Origin of the sequence: Kingella potus, assembly GCF_900451175.1 — a bacterium.
In the GTDB taxonomy this organism is placed as follows: Bacteria; Pseudomonadota; Gammaproteobacteria; order Burkholderiales; family Neisseriaceae; genus Neisseria; species Neisseria potus.
Map to the genome: position 1 here is coordinate 939,647 of NZ_UGJJ01000001.1, position 19,849 is coordinate 959,495.

Consider the following 19,849-nt stretch of genomic DNA (forward strand, 5'->3'; position numbering starts at 1 on the left):
CACGTTGTGATTCTTTAAAAATTCTGTCCATTATAAATAACTGCACAGCATATGACAAAATTTTCCTATTATCTGTAAATTTCATTAAATATCGGCCGGCGGCAGGCTGTTTCAGCCGAAGGCCGTCCGGAGTATAAAAAAGCAGAGTACCGACAGCAGGGATGCGGCCGGCAGGGTAATGGCCCAAGCCAGGGCGATCGGTTTCATGGCTTTCCAGTTGGCATTGCGGTTTACCAATCCGATACCCAAAACCGCGCCTACAAGAATGTGTGTGCTGGATACAGGCAGGCCGAGCAGAGAAGCGGCCATCACGACCGATGCGGCTGACAGTTCGGCAGCAAAACCCGAAGCAGGGTGCATTTCCGCGAGGCTTGTGCCGACGGTGGTAATGACTTCTTTGCCGATAAACCACAGGCCGACAATCAGGGCAATACCGAAAGTCAGCAAGACGATGGAGGGAACGGGTGCGGATACGCCGATTTGGCCGGTGCGCAGCACATCCATGATTGCGGCGAACGGGCCGATGGCGTTGGCAATGTCGTTTGCGCCGTGGCTGAATGCGAATCCTGCGGCGGTAAATACCTGCATCCATGAAAACAGCAGAAAGGTCGATTTGGCCAAATCCTTGCGTTTCAGGGTTTTGGCGTAAATAAAGGTAGCCAGCCAAATACCCGCACCTATCATCAGGATGGTCAGATAGCTGACCAAGTCGCCCATGCCCAGGTTCAGGTTTTTCAAGCCTTTGAAAATCAGCATCGAGGTAATCATCATGCCGCCGCCCGCCGAAATCAGCGGCACCCACGAGTGCAGTGCTTTGTAGGCATCGATGCTGCTTTTACGCTGTTCGATAACGTACAGCCCTTTGTAATAGGCCGACTCCAATTCTTCCGGGTCGAAATCGGATTCACCGTAAATCTGAGCGTCGCGCGCCATGGCCGAAGCGGCTTCCAAGCGTTCCTGTTCGGGCAGGGCTTCAAAGCGCAGGCGGTGTTCTTCCTTATAGGCTTTGCGTTCGGCCTTTACTTCTTTCAGCCGTTTCACAATTTCGTCGTTGTAGTCGAGAACGTGCTTTTTTATCTGGAAAAACAGAATATAGGAAACCAGCCCGCCCAACATTGGCGACAAAACCCACGATATGGCGATGGAGCCGATTTTGTCCCACTGCACCAGTGCGAATGTGCCGTCCGCATTGCGTGTCAGCAGATAGCCCAGCATCATCGAGCTGCCGACCAGGCCGCCGATAATGGCGTGTGTCGTGGAGACCGGCAGGCCTTTTTTGGTGGCAAACAGCAGCCACAGCGCGGCCGCCAGCAGAGCGGACATCATCACATAAACAAACTGCATCGGTTCCATCGGCAGGGCTTCCATGCGCACGATGCCGTTGCGGATGGTGGCGGTTACCTCACCGCCGGCGATGACTGCGCCGCTCACTTCGAACACGGCTGCCACAATCAGAGCCTGCGGAATGGTCAGCGTGCCGGCTCCCACCGAAGTACCGAACGAGTTGGCTACGTCGTTGCCGCCGATATTGAAGGCCATGAATACGCCGAACAGCGTGGCGAGCAGGAACATTGCGGTGTGGTTGTGGTTGGTGTAGCCCACACCCCAATAAATAAAATAGCCGACCATACCGATAAGCATGGCGGCGAATACAAAATTGGTTTTGTACATGGGACCCGAAGCAGCGTTCGTTTGAGCCATGATTTCACATTCCTTGAAAGATAAAATGAAACAGAGGCGGCGGGTTCGGCTCTGCGGACAGGACGCATTATAGATTCAACGGCATTGGCCTGAAAGGTTTTGAGGCCGGCGGAGTGGGATTTTTCGCCGCCCGCCTGCCCCGCATTGCCTGTCTTTTTTAAATTTCGGCAAGCAAGCATATGTAAATAAAAAGACTATTTGTGAAATATTCCTGCCGCATTGCGTAATGTCTTCGGTGTTGCGTACAACACTTTTCAGACGGTCTGCCGTTTTTTTGCGGAGATTTGCGGCAGTGCGCCCGGGCAGAACGTGGCCGCCACAACCACCGCAATCCCCAGCCACGACAGCGGCGTGATGTGTTCGCCCAACACCAGCACCGCCAGCAGTACGCCGAACACCGGCTCCAACGACAGCAGCACGCCCGTGATATTGGCGGGCATGGAAAGCATTCCTTTGTTCCACAGCAGGTAGGCCAGCCAGCTGCAGCCCGCGCCCAGATACAGCACCGCCGCCGTGCCGCGCAGATTCCAGTCCACCGTGTAGCTTTCCGCCAGCAGCAGCGTGAACGGCAGACAGAGCAGGGCGGAGGCCGCCAGCGACACCGAGGTATAGGCGGGTGCGCCGATTTGGGCGATCAGCCGCTGTGTCGGGCGGGTGATGCTGCAAAACACGATGCCGCCGCAGAAAACCAGCAGACAGCCGAACAGGCTGATGCGGCCTTCCGTGCCGCCGCCCAGTATCAGCAGGGCCACACCCGCGAAAGCGGCCGCGCCGCACAGCCAGTGAAACCACTGTGCTTTGTCGCGAAAGAAAAAATGGCCGATAAACACCATCAGCAGCGGCTCGAGGCCGATAACCGTAACCGCGCTGGAAGCAGAGGTGTATTTCAAACCGATAAACTGCAACATCAGCACGCCGACATAATTGAGAAACGACAGCCACAGCAGCGGCTTCCATTTGTCTTTCGGAATCCTTCCGATATGGCGGCGGCAGGCGGGCAGCACGATCAGCGCGGCAACAATCAGCCGCATCTGTACCGTCATCGCGGGATCGGCCATTGTTTCCGCATATTTGGCAGCGATAAAGGCACTGCTCCACACCAAAAGGGCGAGAATTTGATACAGCATGAAATTTCCTTGCGGGACATTGGAAAGGCCGTCTGAAAACATCAAAAACGCCTTCCGTGTGCGGCGGCATTTTTTCAGACGGCCTCAAAGCGGCGGATTGTAACCGAGGCAGGCCGTCTGAAAAATACCGCGCGGCCTGCATTTCAGACGGCCTCATGCTTTCGTGCCGCCGTGAAAAAAAGTATGATTGCGGGCTGTTTCAAAGCCGCCCGGGCGCAAACCCGTCCCGCCGCAAAACAATAAAAGGAAAAAACAAAACATGATTACACGCTCGCTGTTGTGGCTGGCTGGGGCGGTGTCGCTGGCCTTAGGCATCATCGGCATCGTCCTGCCCGGCCTGCCGACCACGCCGCTGGTGCTGCTGGCCGCGCTGTGCTGGGCAAAGGCTTCGCCGCGTTTTCACGCCTGGCTCTACCACCACCGCTATTTCGGCCCGATGGTGCAAAACTGGGAGGAAAAACGCGCCGTCCCCCGCCGTGCCAAATATTTCGCCTTTGCCATGATGACCTTTTCCTGCATCCTGCTGCTGTGGCGGTTTCCCGAACAATGGTGGGTGGCGGGCGGCGTGGCGGCGGTGTGCCTGCCCAGCGCGGCGTGGATGTGGCGGCTGCCCGATGCCTGAATCCGTGCGGCACGGTTTGCTGTTCAATCCGCGCCGTTTCTTATAGAATGCGGCTCTTTGTTAAAGATATGTAAAGGTGTAAACAATGTCCGGCAATACGGTCTTCCATACCCTGCTGCGCATGAACGTAGTCAAACAAATCGTTATCGGCCTGCTGCTGGGCATTGCGCTGTATGCGGTGTCGCCGCAGGCGGCCATGGCGGTGCAGATACTCGGCAAAATGTTTGTTGGCGCGTTGCAGGCCGTTGCCCCGTTTCTCGTATTTGTGCTGGTAACGGCGGCCATTACCAAGCATCAGAAAGGCAACGAAACCCAAATCAAGCCGGTGCTGCTGCTGTATCTCATCGGCACGCTCGGCGCGGCCTTGGTGGCCGTGGCGGCGGGCTTGGCGTTTCCCACCAAAATCGCGCTGGGCGGCGTGCAGGAAGGCTTCAATCCGCCCCAGGGCATACTCGAAGTGCTGCAAACCCTGATGCTGAAGCTGGTGGACAACCCCGTCAGCGCGCTGGCAGGCGGCAACTACATCGGTATTCTTGCCTGGTCGCTGCTGCTCGGTTTCGCCCTGCGCCACGCCTCGCAGGCCACGCGCACCGTGGTGGCCGATGTGGCCGACGCGGTTTCCGCCATCGTCCGCTGGATTATCCGTTTTGCCCCGCTGGGCATTTTCGGCCTGGTTGCCTCCACGCTGGCGGAAACCGGCTTTGACGCGCTTTTGGGCTATGTGAAGCTGCTTACCGTATTGGTCGGCTGTATGCTGTTTGTCGCGCTGGTGTTCAACCCGCTGATTGTCTGGTGGAAAATCCGTAAAAACCCCTATCCGCTGGTGTTGCTCTGCCTGCGCGAAAGCGGCATCCCCGCCTTTTTCACCCGCTCGTCCGCCGCCAATATCCCTGTCAATATGTCTCTGGCGAAAAAGCTCGGACTGCATGAAGACACCTATTCCATCTCTATCCCGCTGGGTGCGACCATCAATATGGCGGGCGCGGCCATTACCATTACCGTGCTGGCTCTGGCCGCCGCGTACACTAGGGGCATTGTGGTCGATTTCCCCACCGCCCTGCTGCTGAGTCTGGTTGCCACCGTCAGCGCGTGCGGCGCGTCGGGTGTGGCCGGCGGCTCGCTGCTGCTGATTCCGCTGGCGTGCAGCCTGTTCGGCATCGACCACAGCATCGCTATGCAGGTTGTCGGCGTGGGATTCGTTATCGGCGTGATACAGGATTCCTGCGAAACCGCGCTCAACTCCTCCACCGACGTGCTGTTTACCGCTGCCGTCGATCTCGGCAGCCGCCGCGAGAGCTAGGCACGCGATATTTGCAATATATAAATAACAGGCCGTCTGAAAAGCGTTTTCCGTTTTTCAGACGGCCTTTACATAACGAAAGACCATTTGCAAACGGATTCCCGCCGTCGTGTATGGTGTGCTGCCCACAGCGGCGCACGCGTTTTCTGCTACACCACGGGTTGACCCGACAAGCACTATAAACGGCAGAGGCCGTCTGAAAACCTGCGTTACGGTTTTCAGACGGCCTTTGTGCTGCTTGCCGTCGGCGTGGGCGGCATGGTGTCGGAACGGCAGCCGCCCAAACGGTTTGCACATCACGCAACGCGTGCGTCGCTGTGCGACACACCCTGCCGGATGTGGCGGAAATCCTGCGAAAAAAGCCCTCCACTGTCGGCATTCGGCTGTTTTTTTACTGCATGGGCTACGAGTTATCCATCCTGTTGTTATTAACACGTTGTATTTTAATGATATTAATTAATATGGCTTATCACATCCTTGGATAAGAGGTGCTCTAGGGGCAATTCCAAAGCATCGGCAATCCGTCCCATGACATCAATAGAAACCGCCCGGTTGCCGCGCTCGACTTCACAGATGTATGCACGGCTGACTTGCGCTTCAAAAGCGAGAGCTTCTTGAGACATTTCTTTCAGGCGGCGTATCTTTCGCATATTTTGGGCGAAAAGCAGGCGGTACGGATGTACCTCATTGTTTGTATCCATTTGTTCAGTATGGAAAGATACTGAATCTCAAATAATTTTCGATAGACTAAATTTAGCAAACCATAGTTGATATTTTAAAAATTAACATGTGAAATTTTTCAATCAAAAACTGTTTTTAACAAAAAGGGAAATTGAACATGAAATTTTTACCTGTCGCTTTTGCCGCTTTAATGCTTTCCGCCTGCGCGGCAACCGGTACGCAATTTGACAGCTTCAAGCAGCCTTCCGAAGGGCAGTCCATGCTCTATGTTTATCGGCCGAAAGCGTTTGTTGGCGGCGGTGTACATTTCAAAGTTGCGGCGAACGATACAGTCATCGGCCGTTTGCGCAACGGGGGCTATTTGGAAAAAGAACTGCCGCCGGGAGAGTATGATATTTGGGCGCAAACGGAAGCAAAACGCAGCACATTGGTTGAGTTGAAACCGGATGAAACACGCTGTGTCAGAGCGGGGGTAGATATGGGCGTGTGGGTTGGTCGCCCCCGTCTGGAAACCGTTTCGCTGAACGAATGCGAAAAAGGCATTCGGAATTTGAAACAGAGTTTCTAAATCAAGCGGAGATCGGATACGGGTGTCCAATCTGTGAAAGAGGCCGTCTGAAAACTGTTCAGACGGCCTCTACCATATGCTTTATCGTTTTTCAGACGGCCTTTACGTTTCGCTGCCGCCGACGGTCAGTCCTGCGTCGATGCGCAGCGTCGGCTGGCCCACGCCCACTGGCACGCTCTGGCCGTCTTTGCCGCACACGCCCACGCCGCTGTCGAGGTCGGTGTCGCTGCCGATCATGGAAACGTGTTTGAGCACTTCGGGGCCGTTGCCGATGATGGTTGCGCCTTTGACGGGGTATTGCAGTTTGCCGTTTTCCACCCACCAGGCTTCGGAAGTGGAGAAGACGAATTTGCCGCTGGTGATGTCAACCTGGCCGCCGCCGAAATTGACGGCGTAAATGCCTTTGTCGAGCGAGGCGACGATTTCTTCGGGACTGTGCGTGCCGTTTTCCATAAAGGTGTTGGTCATGCGCGGCATCGGGGCGGAGGCGTAGCTTTCGCGGCGGCCGTTGCCGGTGGGCGGCACGCCCATCAGGCGGGCATTGGTTTCGTCCTGCATATAGCCGGTGAGGATGCCGTCTTCGATGAGGACGGTGCGGCGGGTTTCGTTGCCTTCGTCGTCGATGTTGAGCGAGCCGCGCCGGCCGTCGATGTTGCCCTGGTCGACTACGGTTACGCCCGGTGCGGCGACGCGCCGGCCGATTTTGCCGGAGAACGCGCTGGTCTGTTTGCGGTTGAAATCGCCTTCGAGGCCGTGGCCGACGGCTTCGTGCAGCAGCACGCCGGGCCAGCCGCTGCCGAGGACGACGCTCATTGCGCCTGCGGGGGCGGGGCGGGCTTCGAGGTTGGTGAGGGCTTGTCTGACGGCGGTGTCCACATAGCGGCCGACCAGGGCTTCGTCAAAAAAGTCCAAGCCGTAGCGGCCGCCGCCGCCCGCGCTGCCCATTTCGCGCCGTTCGCCCTGTTTGGCAATCACGCTCACGCTCAGGCGCACCAGCGGGCGGATGTCGGCGGCGTGGCGGCCGTCGAGGCGGGTGATGTAGATGAGGTCGTATTCGCAGGTCAGCCCCGCCATGACCTGCACAATGCGCGGATCGGCGGCTTTGGCGAGGGCTTCGACGCGGTGCAGCAGGGCGACTTTGGCAGCGGCATCCATGCTGGGGATGGGGTTGTCCGCTGTGTGTACGCGGCGGACGGCTTTTTCAGACGGCCTGCGGACATGCGCCTCCTGCCCGGCCGCACCGATGGCGCGTACGGCTTGGGCGCAGCGGCGGATGCCGGCTTCATCGAGGCTGTCGGTATAGGCAAACGCCGTTTTTTCGCCCGACACGGCGCGTACGCCCGCGCCCTGGCCGATTTGGAAGCTGCCCGATTTGACCATGCCTTCTTCCAAATGCCAGCTTTCAAAAGCGGTGCGCTGGCAGTAGATGTCGGCGTAATCGACGTGGTGTGCGCCGATGAGGGCGAGGCTGCGGGCAAGGTCTTCGGGGGAGAGGCCGTTGGCGGCGAGGAGGTCTTGGCGGACGGTGTGGGAGAGCGTGTTGTGTGTCATAGCTTGTGCATCGGATAAAATCGGATGGGATTATACGTCATCGCCGTTTTTGCGGCAGGCGGCGCGGCATATAAAAAGCGTGAAATTTCTTTCTTTATAAAACATACTGTTACGACAAATAATCAAAAAAAATAAAAATTACGCTTGGTAATTGTTATCGTTGGCGATATTATGCGCATATCGGCAGCACGCCGATGCCCTTAAACAAAGTTTTCAGTCATTTTTCCCAATCCGATACGGAGGCCTCCTATACGATTCAGTCTTTTTCCTCGATACTCAAAACCGAACCGGCCAAGCCCGCAGCGTATGTTGCGGGCTTGTGCTTTTGTGCCTTGCCTGCACGCCGCCGTGTGGGACGGGACAGGCTTGCTATAATCCGCGCCTCCGCCCGCGTCCGAATCCGCCATGACTCCCGAAACCAAAAAGCAGCTCAAAATCACCGACACCGCCGCCAAGAAGCTGGAAAAACTCAATCTGCACACCGCCTGGGATCTGGTGCTGCATCTGCCGCTGCGCTATGAAGACGAAACCCACATCATGCCGCTGCGAGATGCGCCCGTAGGCGTGCCGTGCCAGGTAGAAGGGGAGGTGCTGCATCAGGAGGTGATGTTCAAACCGCGCAAACAGCTTATCGTGCAAATCGGCGACGGCGCGGGCAGCGTGTTGTTTTTGCGTTTTATCCACTTTTATCCCAGTCATCAGAAGCAAATGGCCGTGGGCAGGCGCATCCGTGCCGTAGGCGAAATCAAACACGGTTTTCACGGCGACGAGATGATTCACCCCAAAATCCGCGATGCCGAAACCGGCGGTCTGGCCGAGAGTCTCACGCCCGTTTACCCCACCGTAAACGGTCTCAACCAGCCCACCCTGCGCCGCATCATTCAGACGGCCTTGGACACCACGCCGCTGCACGACACCCTGCCCGACGCATTGTTAGGCCGTTTGAAACTGCCCCATCTGGCCGAAAGCCTGCGCCTTTTGCATGCTCCGCCGCCCGAATTTACCGCCGCGCAGCTTTCAGACGGCACCTTGCCCGCTTGGCAGCGGCTCAAGTTTGACGAATTGTTGGCGCAGCAGCTTTCCATGCGGCTGGCGCGGCAAAAACGTGTCAGCGGCCAAGCTATGCCGCTGGTCGGCGACGGCTCGCTCAGCCAAACCCTGTGCAACGCTTTGCCCTTCGTTCTTACCGGCGCACAAGAGCGCGCCGTAGCCGAAATCCGTCGGGATATGGCGCAAACTTTCCCCATGCACCGCCTGTTGCAGGGCGACGTAGGCAGCGGCAAGACCATCGTCGCCGCGCTTGCCGCGCTTGCCGCTATCGAAGCCGGTGCGCAAGTGGCTGTGATGGCGCCCACCGAAATCCTGGCCGAACAACATTTCATCAAATTCAAACAATGGTTTGCGCCGCTCGGTCTCGACATCGTATGGCTTTCCGGCAGCCAGCGTAAAAAAGCCAAAGAGCAAGCCAAAGCCCTACTTTCAGACGGCCTCGCCAAAATTGCCGTCGGCACGCACGCCCTGTTTCAAGACGAGGTTGTCTTTCAAAACCTCGGCCTCGTTATCGTTGACGAACAACACCGTTTCGGCGTTGCCCAACGCCTTGCCCTGAAAAACAAAGGCCGCGACGTACATCAGCTCATGATGTCTGCCACCCCCATTCCGCGCACCCTTGCCATGAGCTTTTTTGCCGACCTGGACGTATCCGTCATTGACGAGCTGCCTCCCGGCCGTACCCCCATCCAAACCCGTCTCGTCAACAGCCTGCGCCGGGCCGAAGTCGAAGGCTATCTGTTGGGCATCTGCCGCAAAGGCCAGCAGGCATATTGGGTCTGCCCCCTGATTGAAGAGAGTGAAACCCTCCAGTTACAAACCGCCACCGAAACCCTCGAACAGCTTCAGACGGCCTTGCCCGAACTCAATATCGGCCTCGTACACGGCCGCATGAAAGCCGCCGAAAAAGCCGCTGTGATGGCTGATTTTTCCGCAGGCCGTCTGAACGTACTTGTCGCCACCACCGTAATCGAAGTCGGCGTGGACGTGCCCAACGCCGCCCTGATGGTCATCGAACACGCCGAACGCATGGGGCTGGCGCAGCTCCACCAGCTTCGCGGGCGCGTCGGGCGCGGTGCGGCCAAAAGCGTGTGCGTCTTACTGTTTGCCGAACCCCTGAGCGAATTGTCCAAAGCGCGGCTCAAAGTGATTTACGAACACACCGACGGCTTTGAAATCGCCCGCCAAGACCTCAATATCCGCGGACCCGGCGAATTTCTCGGCGCACGCCAAAGCGGCGTACCCATGCTGCGCTTTGCCAATCTCGAACAAGATTTGCAGCTTTTGGAACGCGCCCGCGAAATCGCCCCGCAACTGATCGAACAAAACCCCGAAATCGTCAAAGCACACTTAGACAGATGGCTCGCCAGCCGCGAAGGCTATTTGGGCGCGTAAACGCAACAGGCCGTCTGAAAAGCGTGTTTTAACGTTTTCAGACGGCCTCAACACCCGCCAAACCAAGCATGAACGAATTTACCCATTATTTTTCAGACGGCAGCCCCGTGCGCATCGTACTGAAACAAACAGCCAAGAAAAACATCATCCTGCGCCCGCTTGCCGCCGATGCGCTGAGCGTCAATGCGCCCAAATGGCTGGGGCGGCGCAGATTGGAGGCGTGGCTGGCGGCAAACGGGGAAACGCTGCGGCAGACGCTGGGGCGTTGGACGGAGAGGCCGTCTGAAAACGGAGCGGACGGCCTGCCCGAGGCGATATGGTTTCGCGGATGCAGGGCGGCGGTGGCGGCGCAGGGCGGCATCTCCCGTGTGTTGCTGGCACCGGAGTGCATCCTGCTGCCCGAAGCCGCGCCGGCCGAACAAAGGCGGCTGCTCAAAACCGCCCTGCGCGAATGTGCCGCGCAAACCCTGCTGCCGCGCCTGCACGGCCACGCAGGCCGTCTGAACCTGCACCCTGCCGCGGCCGCCCTGTCCGATGCGAAGACTTTTTGGGGCGTATGCCGCGCCCGCACGGGGATACGGCTCAACTGGCGGCTGGTACTCGCGCCGGATTTTGTTGCCGACTACGTCTGCGTACACGAACTCTGCCACCTGCCGCATCCGAACCACAGCGCGGCATTTTGGGAGCTGGTCGGCCGCCATACGCCGCACACGCAGGCGGCGAAGGCATGGCTCAAAGCGCACGGGCGGGAGCTGTTTGTACTGGGCTAGGGCGAACGCAGAGGCCGTCTGAAAACACCCGATACGGATTTTCAGACGGCCTATGTCTTTTGTTTCCTTCCGCAAGCCCCGTCGAAACGGCGACAGCCCCCACCCTAACCCTCCCCCGCAGGCGGGGGAGGGAACAAAAGCAGAGGCCGTCTGAAACCGACGAATCCGCCGCAAATCCACTTCTTCCCCCGCAGGCGGGAGAGGGAATAGAGACCGTCTGAAAAGCATCAGCCGCGTGCGTCGCTGGGCGACACACCCTACTTTAACGGCAGAGGCTGTTTGAAACAGATTTTTCAGACGGCCTGTTTTCCGATTGTCGGGAACGCGTGCGTGGCTGCGCCACACACCCTACGGCGGATTCGGCAATGCTGTATCCGGCGCGGGCAATGTTGCCGTTCGGGTAGGGTGTGCCGCCTAAGCGGCGCACGCGTTTTGTGCACAGGGTGGCGTTTGGCGGATAAGGAAAATATGAGGCCGTCTGAAAACGGTAAAACGCTTTTCAGACGGCCTTTTTGTACGGCGGTGCCGCTTAGTGCATCACTTGGGCGAGGAATTGTTTGGCGCGTTCGCTTTGCGGGTTGCGGAAAAACGCTTCGGGCGGTGCGTCTTCGACGATTTGGCCGTGATCGACGAAAATCACGCGGTCGGCCACTTCGCGGGCGAAGCCCATTTCGTGGGTTACGCACATCATGGTCATGCCGCTTTGGGCGAGGTCTTTCATTACTTTGAGCACTTCGCCGACCATTTCGGGATCGAGGGCGGAGGTGGGTTCGTCAAACAGCATCACGGCCGGCTCCATCGCCAGCCCGCGCGCGATGGCCACGCGCTGCTGCTGGCCGCCGGAAAGTTCGCCCGGCAGGGCGGACTGCTTGTGGGCAAGGCCGACGCGTTCGAGCAGGCTGACGGCTTTGGGCACGGCATCTTCGCGTTTCTGCTTTTTGACGCGCACGGGCGAGAGGATGATGTTTTCCAGCACGGTAAGGTGCGGGTAGAGGTTGAAGTGTTGGAAGACGAAGCCGACTTCGGTGCGTATTTTGTTGAGATCGGTTTTCGGGTCGGCAACGTTGATGCCGTCCACCCAAATCTCGCCGCTTTGGATTTTTTCGAGTTGGTTGATGGTGCGGATGAGGGTGGATTTGCCGCTGCCGGAGGGGCCGCAGATGACGACGACTTCGCCCTGTTTTACTTCGAGGCTGACATTGTTGATGACGTGGAGGTCTTTGAAGTATTTGTTGACGTTTTTCAGTTTGATCATGGTGTTTCCAATCGTTGCGGCTTGGCCGGAACCGGTGTTCGGACGGCCTTTTGTATCAAAAGGTTGCTCAGGACGACGTATTTTTCCGGAGCGATGTGTTCGGGGCGCTCCTGCGGGTCTATGCCTGCGGCCTGCAAAGCATTGTCGTGCGCCAGTCCTTTGAGGTTGTTGCGTATGGTTTTGCGCCGCTGGTGGAAGGCGGCTTTCACCAGTTTGGCAAAATGGGCGAAGTTTTCCGCTTTGCCGATGCGGTGTTGCAGCGGAATCATGCGGACAACGGCGGAATCGACTTTCGGCGCGGGCGTGAAGGCTTCGGGCGGTACGTCGATCAGCCGCTCCATTTCGAAAAAGTATTGCAGCATGACGCTGAGGCGGCCGTAGTCGTTGCTTTGCGGGAGGGCGGTCATGCGCTCGACCACTTCTTTTTGCAGCATAAAGTGCATATCGGTTACGTCGCCGGCAATTTCGCTCAGGCGGAACAGCAGCGGCGTGGAAATATTGTAGGGCAGGTTGCCGACGATTTTCTTTTTGCCCGCGATGCTGTTGAAATCAAACTGTAAAACATCGCCTTCGTGGATGACGAGTTTGCCGGCAAAGGGCAGGGTTTTCAGGCGGGATATGATGTCGCGGTCGATTTCGACAACGTGCAGGCGTTGGAGTTTGGCTGCCAGCGGGGCGGTGATGGCGGCGAGGCCGGGGCCGATTTCGATAACGGTGTCGTCGGGCTGTGGGCGCACGGCGTTGACGATGTCGGCGATGATGCGCGTGTCCTGCAAAAAGTTCTGCCCGAAACGCTTTCGGGCTTTGTGTTCTTTCATGGTGTTGCGGTTTGGGGTAAAGTTGCGCATTGTAGCCGAAAAGGCCGTCTGAAAAACGGTTTCGCGCGGCTCGATACGGATTTTTTTACCCGCCAACCGAAAGGAACTGTTATGAAAACGCTGCTGTCCCTCTGCTTCGTCCTCGCGCTCGCCGCCTGTGCTTCCCGCCCTTCTGCGGGAGACAGTGAAATCTACGGCGAAATCAAGACGGGGGTGGAAACTGTGCATACGCGCTGATGAGTCCTGCGCCGTTGCCGCGCCGCTGTGGAAAAAGGCCGTCTGAAAATGTTTTCAGACGGCCTGTGTTTACGGATGAAACGGCGGCAGGATTCAGCGGTGGCGGTGTACCTGGCTGCCGATAACGCCGCCGAGTGCCGCGCCGCCGAGTGTCGAGCCGGTGTCGCCGCCGATGAGGTTGCCGGCCACGCCGCCGATGACTGCGCCGGCAGCGGTGTTGCGCTGGGTTTGGCTGAGGCCGTTGCAGGCGCTCAGGGACAGGACGGCGGCGGCGATGGCGGCTGTTTTCACGAATAACGGTTTCATGCGTACTCCTTGGTTTTGTTGTGGGATAAAAACGCCATTCCGTTTGCTAAAATGGCGGGGCAAGAATACACACGCCCCGTGTTGGCGGGCGTTTGCCGGAGTTAAACTTTCAAAAGGTTTGTTATGTCTGCCTATCCGTGGTTTCACATTGTCCATTTGTTTTGCGCCGTGGCTTTTGTCGGCGGCGTGTTTTTCGAGGGTTTGGTTTTGAGTGTGATGCACACCAAAGCCGTGTCGCGCGGGGCGCGGCAGGAGGTGGAGCGTGCTTTGTCCAAACGTGCGGTGAAGGTGATGCCGTGGATTGTGGCGGGGGTGTTCCTTTCGGGCGCGGGGATGGCGTATTTGCGCTATCTGCCCAATCTGGCGCAGCCTTTTGCTTCGTCGTTCAATACCCAGCTTGCGTTGAAAATCCTGATTGCGTGCGGCATTCTGGTGCATTTTGTGATTGCGGTAACGAAGATGCGGCGCGGTACGCTGACGAAGGGCTGGTCGCGCTATATCCATGCCGCCGTGCTGGTGCATATGGTGCTGATTGTGCTGCTGGCGAAAACGATGTTTTATGCGGTGTGGTAGGCGCGGGGCTGCCGCAAGGCAAGAGGCCGTCTGAAAACACCGGCATCCGCAACCGCGTGCGTGGCAGAGCCACACGCGCTGTTTGAAAGGCAGAGGCCGTCTGAAAAAGATTTTTCAGACGGCCTTTCGTTTTGGTTTTCAAGGTTTATTCTTTGTGTTCTTTGTCTTTCATGCGTACGGCCATCAGGGTGTGCAGGCGGCGGTGGTCGGCGCGGGCAACGGTGAAGAGCAGGGGCGGCAGGGCGATTTTGTCGCCGCGTACGGGCAGGCGGCCGAACTCTTGGATGACGAGGCCGCCGATGGTGTCGGCTTCTTCGCCGGAATAGTTGGTGCCGAAACAGGCGTTGATGTCTTCGATTTCGGTTACGGCGTTGATGCGCCAGCGTTCGGCGGATACGGGGAAGATGTTGTCGGCGGAGTCGTCTTCGTCAAATTCGTCTTCGATGTCGCCGATGATGGCTTCGATGATGTCTTCAAAGGTTACGAGGCCGGAGGTGCCGCCGTATTCGTCTACGACGATGGCCATGTGCAGGCGTTGTTCGCGGAAGGTTTTGAGCAGGGCGTTGAGGGATTTGCCTTCGGGTACGAAGCAGGCGGGGCGCAGGAGGCTTTCGAGGCCGAAGGGTTCGCTGCTGCCGATGTATTTGAGCAGGTCTTTGGCGTGGAGGATGCCGAGGATGGTGTCTTTGTCGCCGTCGATAACGGGGAAGCGGGAATGGGCGGTTTCGATGATGTAGGGGATGATGCGTTCGAGGCTGTCGCCGGCTTTGACGACGCTCATTTGCGAGCGGGTAATCATCACGTCGCGCACTTCGAGATCGGCAAAGTCGAGGACTTTTTCCAAACGCTGCATGGTGTCGGCATCGAAGGCCTGCTGTTCGTGCGCCTGTTGCAGCAGGGCGAGTACGCCTTCGGCGGTGTCGGGGGCGTTGCCGCTGATGCGGTGGATGATGCGTTCGAGGAGGTTGGGTTTCGACGGGCTGCCGTCCATTGTGTTTTTCCTATTTGTACGGGTCGGGGTATGCTAACTGATTCAGCAATGCGGTTTCAAGGGCTTCCATTTCTTCGGCTTCGCTGTCGGCGGCGTGGTCGTAGCCCATGAGGTGCAGTACGCCGTGGATGGTGAGGTGGGCGTAGTGCTGTTCGGGGGTTTTGCCTTGCGTCGCCGCTTCTCGGAGGACGACTTGGGGGCAGATGACGAGATCGCCGTGCAGGCCGTCTGAAAGGGCGGGGGCGATGAGGGTTTGGTCTTCGTCGAGGGCGAAGCTCAATACGTTGGTGGCGTAGTCTTTGCCTCGGTAGTCGCGGTTGCAGGCGCGGGCTTCGTCTTCGTCAAGGAGGACGACGGAGATTTCGGCGCGGCGGTATTGCTGTTTGACGGCCTGCCATATCCAGCGGCGGAATTGGTTTTCCGCCGGCACGGTGTTGTCGGAGGAGCGGTTGTCCAAATGCAGTTCGAGGCGTTGGCGCAGGATTTTGGCGAAGGGGTGGCGTTTGGCGCGTTTCATGGGGCGGTGTGCGGAAAAAGCGGTGATGATACTGGAAAACTGCGGCTTGTGTCGGCAATCGGTGCCGCTGTGCTTTGAGGCCGTCTGAAAACCGTTGGGCGTTTTCAGACGGCCTTGCGGTTGTTAAAGCTGCCAGTCGATCGGGGTTTGGCCGTGCGCGTGCAGGTAGGTGTTGGTTTGGGAGAAGGGGCGGCTGCCGAAAAAGCCTCTATATGCGGAGAGGGGCGAGGGGTGGGGGGCGGTGAGGACGAGGTGGCGGCTGCGGTCGATAAATGCGCCTTTCTTTTGCGCGTGGCCGCCCCATAGGATGAAGACGAGGCCGGTGCGTTCTTCGGCGAGACGGCGGATGACGGTGTCGGTGAAGGTTTCCCAGCCGAGTGCGGCGTGGGAGTGTGCCTGTCCGGCTCGGACGGTGAGGACGGTGTTCAGCAGCAGCACGCCTTGTTCCGCCCAAGGTTGCAGGCAGCCGGTGGCGGGGATTCGGAAGCCGGGGATGTCGTCGGCGAGTTCTTTGTAGATGTTTTGCAGCGAAGGGGGGACGGGGATGCCGGGTCGGACGGAAAAGGCGAGGCCGTGCGCCTGGCCTGCGCCGTGGTAGGGGTCTTGGCCGAGGATGACGGCTTTGACGGCGGCAAATTCCGTGGCTTTGAAAGCGTTGAATACGTCGGCGGCGGGCGGGTAGACGGTTTGGCCGTTTTCGCGTTCGGTGCGGACGGTGTCGAGAATCCGGCGGAAATAGGGTTTTTGTTTTTCGTCGGCGAGGGCTTGGGTCCAGGTGTGCATGGGCGGTGCGTCCGAAGGGATGGGAGGCCGTCTGAAAACGGTTTCAGACGGCCTTTCGGGTTAGGAAAGGTGGAGTATGGCGTGTTTTTCGCCGCCGCGGCCGTCGCTTTCGGTTACGTGCCAGCGGGAGTTGTCGTTGAGGGTGAGCCAGCGGCGTTCTTCGGTGCGGTAAAACCATTCTTTGTCGTTTTGGTAGAAAACCTGGATGTCGCGCGCTTCGAGGATGTTGAGGATTTCGTTGGAGTGGGAATGGGTGTCGTCGAAGTCGGTGATGGCGCGTTGTCCCATTTCGCTGTAGCGGGCGTTGAGGGCGAGCAGCAGGTCGTTGGCGGTTTTGTCGAGTTCGCAGGCGTTGAGGCCGATGCGGCGGGCTTCTTTGGTCAGGATGGGATAGCCGTGCGAGGGGTAGCCGGAGTTGAGGGTTTCGGCGATGTTGCGGACGTGGACGGGATCGGCGATGTGGTAGGAAAGCAGCTCTTCGCACAGCTTGATGGACAGGGATTCGGCTCTGTCCACCGCGCCGATGACGAGGGGATGGACGTAGTCGAACAGGGATTTGTAGGGGTTGGAGCCTGTGTCTTCGGTGTTTTTCTGCCAGAGTTTGACGACGCGGTTGAGCTCGTCGAGGCTGACGGAAACACGGTCGTTGTCGCGGTCGATGGGGGAGAGGTCGTGGGTGAGGGAGGTGTCCACGGAGCTGAGGTAGGCCATCGGCCCCATGTGGATTTCGTCCGCGCCGATGGCCATCATGGTGGCGGCGGAGGCGCATTGCAGGGGGATGAGGCTGACGAGGCGGTTGCAGCGGCTGCGGATGAGGTTGATCATGCGCAGGGCTTCTTTGCCGGAGCCGCCGTCGCTTTTGATGAAGAGATAGATGGTGTCGTGGCGGCCGGTGTGTTCGAGAACGCGGTAGAGGGCGAGTACGTCGTTGCGGTAGATGCTGCCGCCCATGCTGTTCCAGTAGCACAGCAGCGGGGCGTTGAGACAGCTTTCGAGTTCGACGATGATTTTCTGGGTGTCGGCAAACAGGCGCGGCGGCTGTTTGACGGCGGTGTTTTCGTTTTCGTCCACGATATTTCCTTTGTTAACGGTTTTGGAATAAGGCCGTTCCGGTGCTTGCAAAGCCTTTTCAGACGGCCTTTTTTTGTTTGTTTATGTATATTATAACGAAAATTGCGGCTGTAATGTAACGGTGTTCGGATGTGCGCATGGCAGGCGGCAATAAGGCCGTCTGAAATCCGGATCCGACAGCGGGATCCTGTTTTCAGACGGCCTTTGTGAGGACGGGTCAGCGGTGGTAGGGGCGGGAAAGTTCGTGTACCGCGTTTACCAGGATTTCGGCGTGTTCGGGGCTGGTGTGCTGGTTGATGCCGTGGCCGAGGTTGAATACATGGCCGCTGCCGCTGCCGTAGCCGGCCAGAATGCGGGCGGCTTCGGCGCGGATGGCTTCGGGCGTGCCGAAGAGGGCGAAGGGATCGAAATTGCCTTGCAGGGCTACTTTGCCGCCGACGCGGCTGCGGGCTTGGCCGATGTCGCACGTCCAGTCCAAACCCAATGCGTCCGCACCGCTTTCGGCCATTTTTTCCAGCCACAGCCCGCCGCCTTTGGCAAACAGCACCACAGGCACGCGGCGGCCTTCGTTTTCGCGCTTGAGGCCGGCGATAATCTGCTTCATGTAGCGCAGGCTGAATGCTTCAAACGCGGCATCGCTCAACACGCCGCCCCAAGTGTCGAAAATCTGCACTGCCTGCGCCCCTGCGTCGATTTGCGCGTTAAGATAGGCGGTAACGGCTTCGGCATTGACGCTCAGGATTTTGTGCAGCAGGTCGGGGCGCGAATACAGCATGGTTTTGACGGTGCGGAAATCCTTACTGCCGCCGCCCTCGATCATGTAACACGCCAGCGTAAACGGGCTGCCGGAAAATCCGATTAGCGGCACGCGGCCGTTTAAGGCGCGGCGGATAGAGCTTACCGCGTCAAACACATACTGCAAACGCGCCATGTCGGGCGTTTGCAGTTTGGCTATTGCGGCTTCGGTTTGCAGCGGCCGCTCGAATTTTGGTCCCTCGCCTTCGGCAAAATACAGCCCCAAGCCCATCGCGTCCGGCACAGTGAGAATGTCGGAAAACAAAATCGCCGCATCCAAAGCAAAACGCTCGAGCGGCTGGATGGTTACTTCGGTGGCCAATTCGGTGTTTTTGCACAAATCCAAAAAGCTGCCGGCCTGCGCACGGGTGGCCTTGTATTCGGGCAGATAGCGGCCGGCCTGCCGCATCATCCAGATCGGCGTGTATTCGACAGGCTGTTTTAAGAGTGCGCGGAGAAAGGTATCGTTGTTGAGTGGCTGCATGGCGTATATCGTTTGGAAACGGTTGAAAAGCGGGAGATTATAGCCGAAGGCCGTCTGAAAAGCGGGTTTTGCGTATAATGCCGCCTTTGCTTTTTCAAGAATGTATCAGACCTTATGCTTATCCATCCGCAGTTTGATCCCGCCGCCCTGCATCTGGGGCCGCTCGCCATCCGCTGGTATGCCCTCAGCTATATTGTCGGCTTCGCGCTGTTTATGTGGCTCGGCCGCCGCCGCATCAAACAGGGCGGCACGCCGTTTACCGTGGAAATGCTCGACGACTTCCTCACTTGGGGCGTAATCGGCGTGATACTCGGCGGACGGCTCGGTTTCGTCTTGTTTTACCAGCCCGAATACTATCTCTCCCATCCGGCCGACATCGTCAAAGTCTGGAACGGCGGTATGTCTTTCCACGGCGGCTTTCTCGGCGTAGTGGCGGCAAGCTGGCTGTTTGCCCGCAAAAATGGCCTAAAATGGATGCAGGTACTCGACTTTGTCGCCCCGCTCGTGCCGCTCGGCCTCGCTTCGGGACGCATCGGCAATTTTATCAACGGCGAATTGTGGGGACGCATTACCAACCCCTATGCCTTTTGGGCAATGGGTTTTCCGCAGGCTGCGGAGGCAGACGCACATTTGGCGGCGGGTAATCCGCAGTGGGCGCAGTGGCTGGCGCAATACGGCGCACTGCCGCGCCATCCCTCGCAGCTTTACCAGTTTGCGCTCGAAGGCGTATTGCTGTTTGTGCTGGTGTGGCTGTTTTCAAGCAAACCGCGTCCTACGGGGCAGACCGCCATGCTGTTTCTCGCCGGCTACGGCCTGTTCCGCTTCATTGCCGAATACGCCCGCCAGCCTGACGACTATCTCGGCCTGCTGACGCTGGGTTTGTCGATGGGGCAGTGGCTCAGCCTGCCGATGCTGGCGGCCGGTGTGGCCGGCTTCATCTGCTTCGGCCGCCGCAAGCAACAGACGGATTAGTGTTTTTCAGACGGCCTTTTTCTGCTTTGCAGGGTTTTGAGGCCGTCTGAAAACAGTATGTGGCGGGAAAGCAGGCATACAGGGGGCTGAAAACGCAAACCCGCTTGCAAAGCGCGCCGCCGGTCGGTACAATCCGCAGCCTAATTCATACAGGCACGTAGCTCAGTTGGTTAGAGCACCACCTTGACATGGTGGGGGTCGTTGGTTCGAATCCAATCGTGCCTACCAGAATTTTCCAAAACGGCATTCGTGCCGTTATTTTTATAATGTTTCCGGAGTCTT

At 58.2% G+C, this 19,849-nt stretch carries 21 protein-coding genes and 1 tRNA gene; 9 read left to right on the forward strand and 13 right to left on the reverse strand.

All coding sequences use genetic code 11. The features are described from left to right. Positions 1-111: 111 nt before the first annotated feature. The gene (locus tag DYE40_RS04235; RefSeq protein WP_218564332.1) at positions 112-1,701 is read right to left on the reverse strand and encodes an inorganic phosphate transporter; all 1,590 of its coding nucleotides are present in this window, start codon (positions 1,699-1,701) and stop codon (positions 112-114) included. A gap of 254 nt (positions 1,702-1,955) precedes the next feature. Next, positions 1,956-2,828 (reverse strand): DMT family transporter, encoded by an 873-nt coding sequence (locus tag DYE40_RS04240; RefSeq protein ID WP_115308281.1) that lies wholly within the window; start codon positions 2,826-2,828, stop codon positions 1,956-1,958. Between the two features lie 259 nt (positions 2,829-3,087). Between DYE40_RS04240 and DYE40_RS04245 the strand changes: the two genes are divergently transcribed. Beyond that, positions 3,088-3,450, forward strand: coding sequence for a YbaN family protein (locus DYE40_RS04245; protein WP_115308282.1), 363 nt, complete (start codon positions 3,088-3,090; stop codon positions 3,448-3,450). Positions 3,451-3,535: 85 nt separating this feature from the next. Continuing rightward, a complete protein-coding gene (gene sstT / locus DYE40_RS04250) occupies positions 3,536-4,750 on the forward strand; it encodes a serine/threonine transporter SstT (RefSeq protein ID WP_115307881.1) in 1,215 nt (404 codons plus the stop codon). A gap of 452 nt (positions 4,751-5,202) precedes the next feature. Here the strand turns inward: sstT and DYE40_RS04255 are convergent, their stop codons facing one another. Beyond that, on the reverse strand, positions 5,203-5,451 hold the full coding sequence (locus tag DYE40_RS04255) for a helix-turn-helix domain-containing protein (RefSeq protein WP_115307882.1): 249 nt from the start codon (positions 5,449-5,451) through the stop codon (positions 5,203-5,205). Positions 5,452-5,588: 137 nt separating this feature from the next. Between DYE40_RS04255 and DYE40_RS04260 the strand changes: the two genes are divergently transcribed. Continuing rightward, positions 5,589-5,999, forward strand: coding sequence for a DUF2846 domain-containing protein (locus tag DYE40_RS04260; protein ID WP_115307883.1), 411 nt, complete (start codon positions 5,589-5,591; stop codon positions 5,997-5,999). 102 nt (positions 6,000-6,101) lie between these two features. On the opposite strand, the gene tldD is transcribed toward DYE40_RS04260, so the two are convergent. Beyond that, the gene (gene tldD / locus DYE40_RS04265; RefSeq protein ID WP_115307884.1) at positions 6,102-7,550 is read right to left on the reverse strand and encodes a metalloprotease TldD; all 1,449 of its coding nucleotides are present in this window, start codon (positions 7,548-7,550) and stop codon (positions 6,102-6,104) included. Positions 7,551-7,955: 405 nt separating this feature from the next. Here tldD and recG point away from each other — a divergent pair, with 405 nt between their 5' ends. Beyond that, positions 7,956-9,995, forward strand: coding sequence for an ATP-dependent DNA helicase RecG (gene recG / locus DYE40_RS04270; RefSeq protein WP_115307885.1), 2,040 nt, complete (start codon positions 7,956-7,958; stop codon positions 9,993-9,995). Positions 9,996-10,063: 68 nt separating this feature from the next. Further along, entirely contained in the window at positions 10,064-10,765 is a 702-nt protein-coding gene (locus tag DYE40_RS04275) for a M48 family metallopeptidase (protein WP_115307886.1), read from the forward strand. A 262-nt stretch (positions 10,766-11,027) separates the two neighbouring features. Here the strand turns inward: DYE40_RS04275 and DYE40_RS12535 are convergent, their stop codons facing one another. The 3 genes from DYE40_RS12535 to rsmA all read right to left on the reverse strand — a co-directional run bounded on the left by DYE40_RS12535 (position 11,028) and on the right by rsmA (position 12,838). Then, positions 11,028-11,192: a hypothetical protein gene (locus tag DYE40_RS12535; protein WP_172461206.1), complete on the reverse strand. Its 165-nt coding sequence runs from the start codon at positions 11,190-11,192 to the stop codon at positions 11,028-11,030. Positions 11,193-11,294: 102 nt separating this feature from the next. Further along, positions 11,295-12,020 (reverse strand): amino acid ABC transporter ATP-binding protein, encoded by a 726-nt coding sequence (locus DYE40_RS04280; RefSeq protein ID WP_115307887.1) that lies wholly within the window; start codon positions 12,018-12,020, stop codon positions 11,295-11,297. After that, on the reverse strand, positions 12,017-12,838 hold the full coding sequence (gene rsmA / locus DYE40_RS04285) for a 16S rRNA (adenine(1518)-N(6)/adenine(1519)-N(6))-dimethyltransferase RsmA (protein WP_115308283.1): 822 nt from the start codon (positions 12,836-12,838) through the stop codon (positions 12,017-12,019). Before rsmA ends, DYE40_RS04280 begins: the two co-directional genes overlap by 4 nt. Before the next feature lie 111 nt (positions 12,839-12,949). On the opposite strand from rsmA, the gene DYE40_RS13080 reads away from it, so the two are divergent. Next, positions 12,950-13,075: a hypothetical protein gene (locus DYE40_RS13080; protein WP_280529882.1), complete on the forward strand. Its 126-nt coding sequence runs from the start codon at positions 12,950-12,952 to the stop codon at positions 13,073-13,075. Positions 13,076-13,168: 93 nt separating this feature from the next. Here DYE40_RS13080 and DYE40_RS04290 read toward each other — a convergent pair whose 3' ends face one another. Beyond that, positions 13,169-13,381, reverse strand: coding sequence for a glycine zipper 2TM domain-containing protein (locus DYE40_RS04290; protein ID WP_115307888.1), 213 nt, complete (start codon positions 13,379-13,381; stop codon positions 13,169-13,171). Between the two features lie 123 nt (positions 13,382-13,504). Between DYE40_RS04290 and DYE40_RS04295 the strand changes: the two genes are divergently transcribed. Further along, positions 13,505-13,954: a CopD family copper resistance protein gene (locus DYE40_RS04295; protein WP_115307889.1), complete on the forward strand. Its 450-nt coding sequence runs from the start codon at positions 13,505-13,507 to the stop codon at positions 13,952-13,954. Between the two features lie 145 nt (positions 13,955-14,099). Here DYE40_RS04295 and DYE40_RS04300 read toward each other — a convergent pair whose 3' ends face one another. From DYE40_RS04300 to hemE, 5 genes are all read right to left on the reverse strand, one after another. Beyond that, positions 14,100-14,945 carry a CorC family transporter gene (locus tag DYE40_RS04300; RefSeq protein ID WP_115307890.1) on the reverse strand — a complete coding sequence of 282 codons (846 nt, stop codon included), beginning with the start codon at positions 14,943-14,945 and terminating at the stop codon, positions 14,100-14,102. 10 nt (positions 14,946-14,955) lie between these two features. Then, on the reverse strand, positions 14,956-15,462 hold the full coding sequence (gene ybeY / locus DYE40_RS04305) for an rRNA maturation RNase YbeY (protein WP_115307891.1): 507 nt from the start codon (positions 15,460-15,462) through the stop codon (positions 14,956-14,958). Between the two features lie 123 nt (positions 15,463-15,585). After that, complete coding sequence (gene ung / locus DYE40_RS04310) at positions 15,586-16,245, reverse strand: uracil-DNA glycosylase (protein WP_115307892.1); 660 nt, start codon at positions 16,243-16,245, stop codon at positions 15,586-15,588. 60 nt (positions 16,246-16,305) lie between these two features. Beyond that, positions 16,306-17,316, reverse strand: a complete 1,011-nt coding sequence (locus DYE40_RS04315) for a Clp protease/crotonase-like domain-containing protein (RefSeq protein ID WP_115308284.1) — start codon at positions 17,314-17,316, stop codon at positions 16,306-16,308. Between the two features lie 217 nt (positions 17,317-17,533). Further along, positions 17,534-18,595: a uroporphyrinogen decarboxylase gene (hemE, locus tag DYE40_RS04320; RefSeq protein WP_115307893.1), complete on the reverse strand. Its 1,062-nt coding sequence runs from the start codon at positions 18,593-18,595 to the stop codon at positions 17,534-17,536. 114 nt (positions 18,596-18,709) lie between these two features. On the opposite strand from hemE, the gene lgt reads away from it, so the two are divergent. Together lgt and DYE40_RS04330 are read left to right on the forward strand one after the other, a co-directional pair. Continuing rightward, entirely contained in the window at positions 18,710-19,567 is an 858-nt protein-coding gene (gene lgt / locus DYE40_RS04325; protein WP_115307894.1) for a prolipoprotein diacylglyceryl transferase, read from the forward strand. 151 nt (positions 19,568-19,718) lie between these two features. Continuing rightward, positions 19,719-19,795 (forward strand) — tRNA-Val (locus tag DYE40_RS04330). The last annotated feature ends 54 nt before the right edge of the window (positions 19,796-19,849 follow it).

What these genes read in the sequence shown, in the direction of transcription:
- DYE40_RS04235 (WP_218564332.1), bottom strand. Translation starts at nt 1,701, where the DNA reads ATGGCTCAAACGAACGCTGCTTCGGGTCCCATGTACAAAACCAATTTT.
- DYE40_RS04240 (WP_115308281.1), bottom strand. Translation starts at nt 2,828, where the DNA reads ATGCTGTATCAAATTCTCGCCCTTTTGGTGTGGAGCAGTGCCTTTATC.
- DYE40_RS04245 (WP_115308282.1), top strand. Translation starts at nt 3,088, where the DNA reads ATGATTACACGCTCGCTGTTGTGGCTGGCTGGGGCGGTGTCGCTGGCC.
- sstT (WP_115307881.1), top strand. Translation starts at nt 3,536, where the DNA reads ATGTCCGGCAATACGGTCTTCCATACCCTGCTGCGCATGAACGTAGTC.
- DYE40_RS04255 (WP_115307882.1), bottom strand. Translation starts at nt 5,451, where the DNA reads ATGGATACAAACAATGAGGTACATCCGTACCGCCTGCTTTTCGCCCAA.
- DYE40_RS04260 (WP_115307883.1), top strand. Translation starts at nt 5,589, where the DNA reads ATGAAATTTTTACCTGTCGCTTTTGCCGCTTTAATGCTTTCCGCCTGC.
- tldD (WP_115307884.1), bottom strand. Translation starts at nt 7,550, where the DNA reads ATGACACACAACACGCTCTCCCACACCGTCCGCCAAGACCTCCTCGCC.
- recG (WP_115307885.1), top strand. Translation starts at nt 7,956, where the DNA reads ATGACTCCCGAAACCAAAAAGCAGCTCAAAATCACCGACACCGCCGCC.
- DYE40_RS04275 (WP_115307886.1), top strand. Translation starts at nt 10,064, where the DNA reads ATGAACGAATTTACCCATTATTTTTCAGACGGCAGCCCCGTGCGCATC.
- DYE40_RS04280 (WP_115307887.1), bottom strand. Translation starts at nt 12,020, where the DNA reads ATGATCAAACTGAAAAACGTCAACAAATACTTCAAAGACCTCCACGTC.
- rsmA (WP_115308283.1), bottom strand. Translation starts at nt 12,838, where the DNA reads ATGAAAGAACACAAAGCCCGAAAGCGTTTCGGGCAGAACTTTTTGCAG.
- DYE40_RS13080 (WP_280529882.1), top strand. Translation starts at nt 12,950, where the DNA reads ATGAAAACGCTGCTGTCCCTCTGCTTCGTCCTCGCGCTCGCCGCCTGT.
- DYE40_RS04290 (WP_115307888.1), bottom strand. Translation starts at nt 13,381, where the DNA reads ATGAAACCGTTATTCGTGAAAACAGCCGCCATCGCCGCCGCCGTCCTG.
- DYE40_RS04295 (WP_115307889.1), top strand. Translation starts at nt 13,505, where the DNA reads ATGTCTGCCTATCCGTGGTTTCACATTGTCCATTTGTTTTGCGCCGTG.
- DYE40_RS04300 (WP_115307890.1), bottom strand. Translation starts at nt 14,945, where the DNA reads ATGGACGGCAGCCCGTCGAAACCCAACCTCCTCGAACGCATCATCCAC.
- ybeY (WP_115307891.1), bottom strand. Translation starts at nt 15,462, where the DNA reads ATGAAACGCGCCAAACGCCACCCCTTCGCCAAAATCCTGCGCCAACGC.
- ung (WP_115307892.1), bottom strand. Translation starts at nt 16,245, where the DNA reads ATGCACACCTGGACCCAAGCCCTCGCCGACGAAAAACAAAAACCCTAT.
- hemE (WP_115307893.1), bottom strand. Translation starts at nt 18,595, where the DNA reads ATGCAGCCACTCAACAACGATACCTTTCTCCGCGCACTCTTAAAACAG.
- lgt (WP_115307894.1), top strand. Translation starts at nt 18,710, where the DNA reads ATGCTTATCCATCCGCAGTTTGATCCCGCCGCCCTGCATCTGGGGCCG.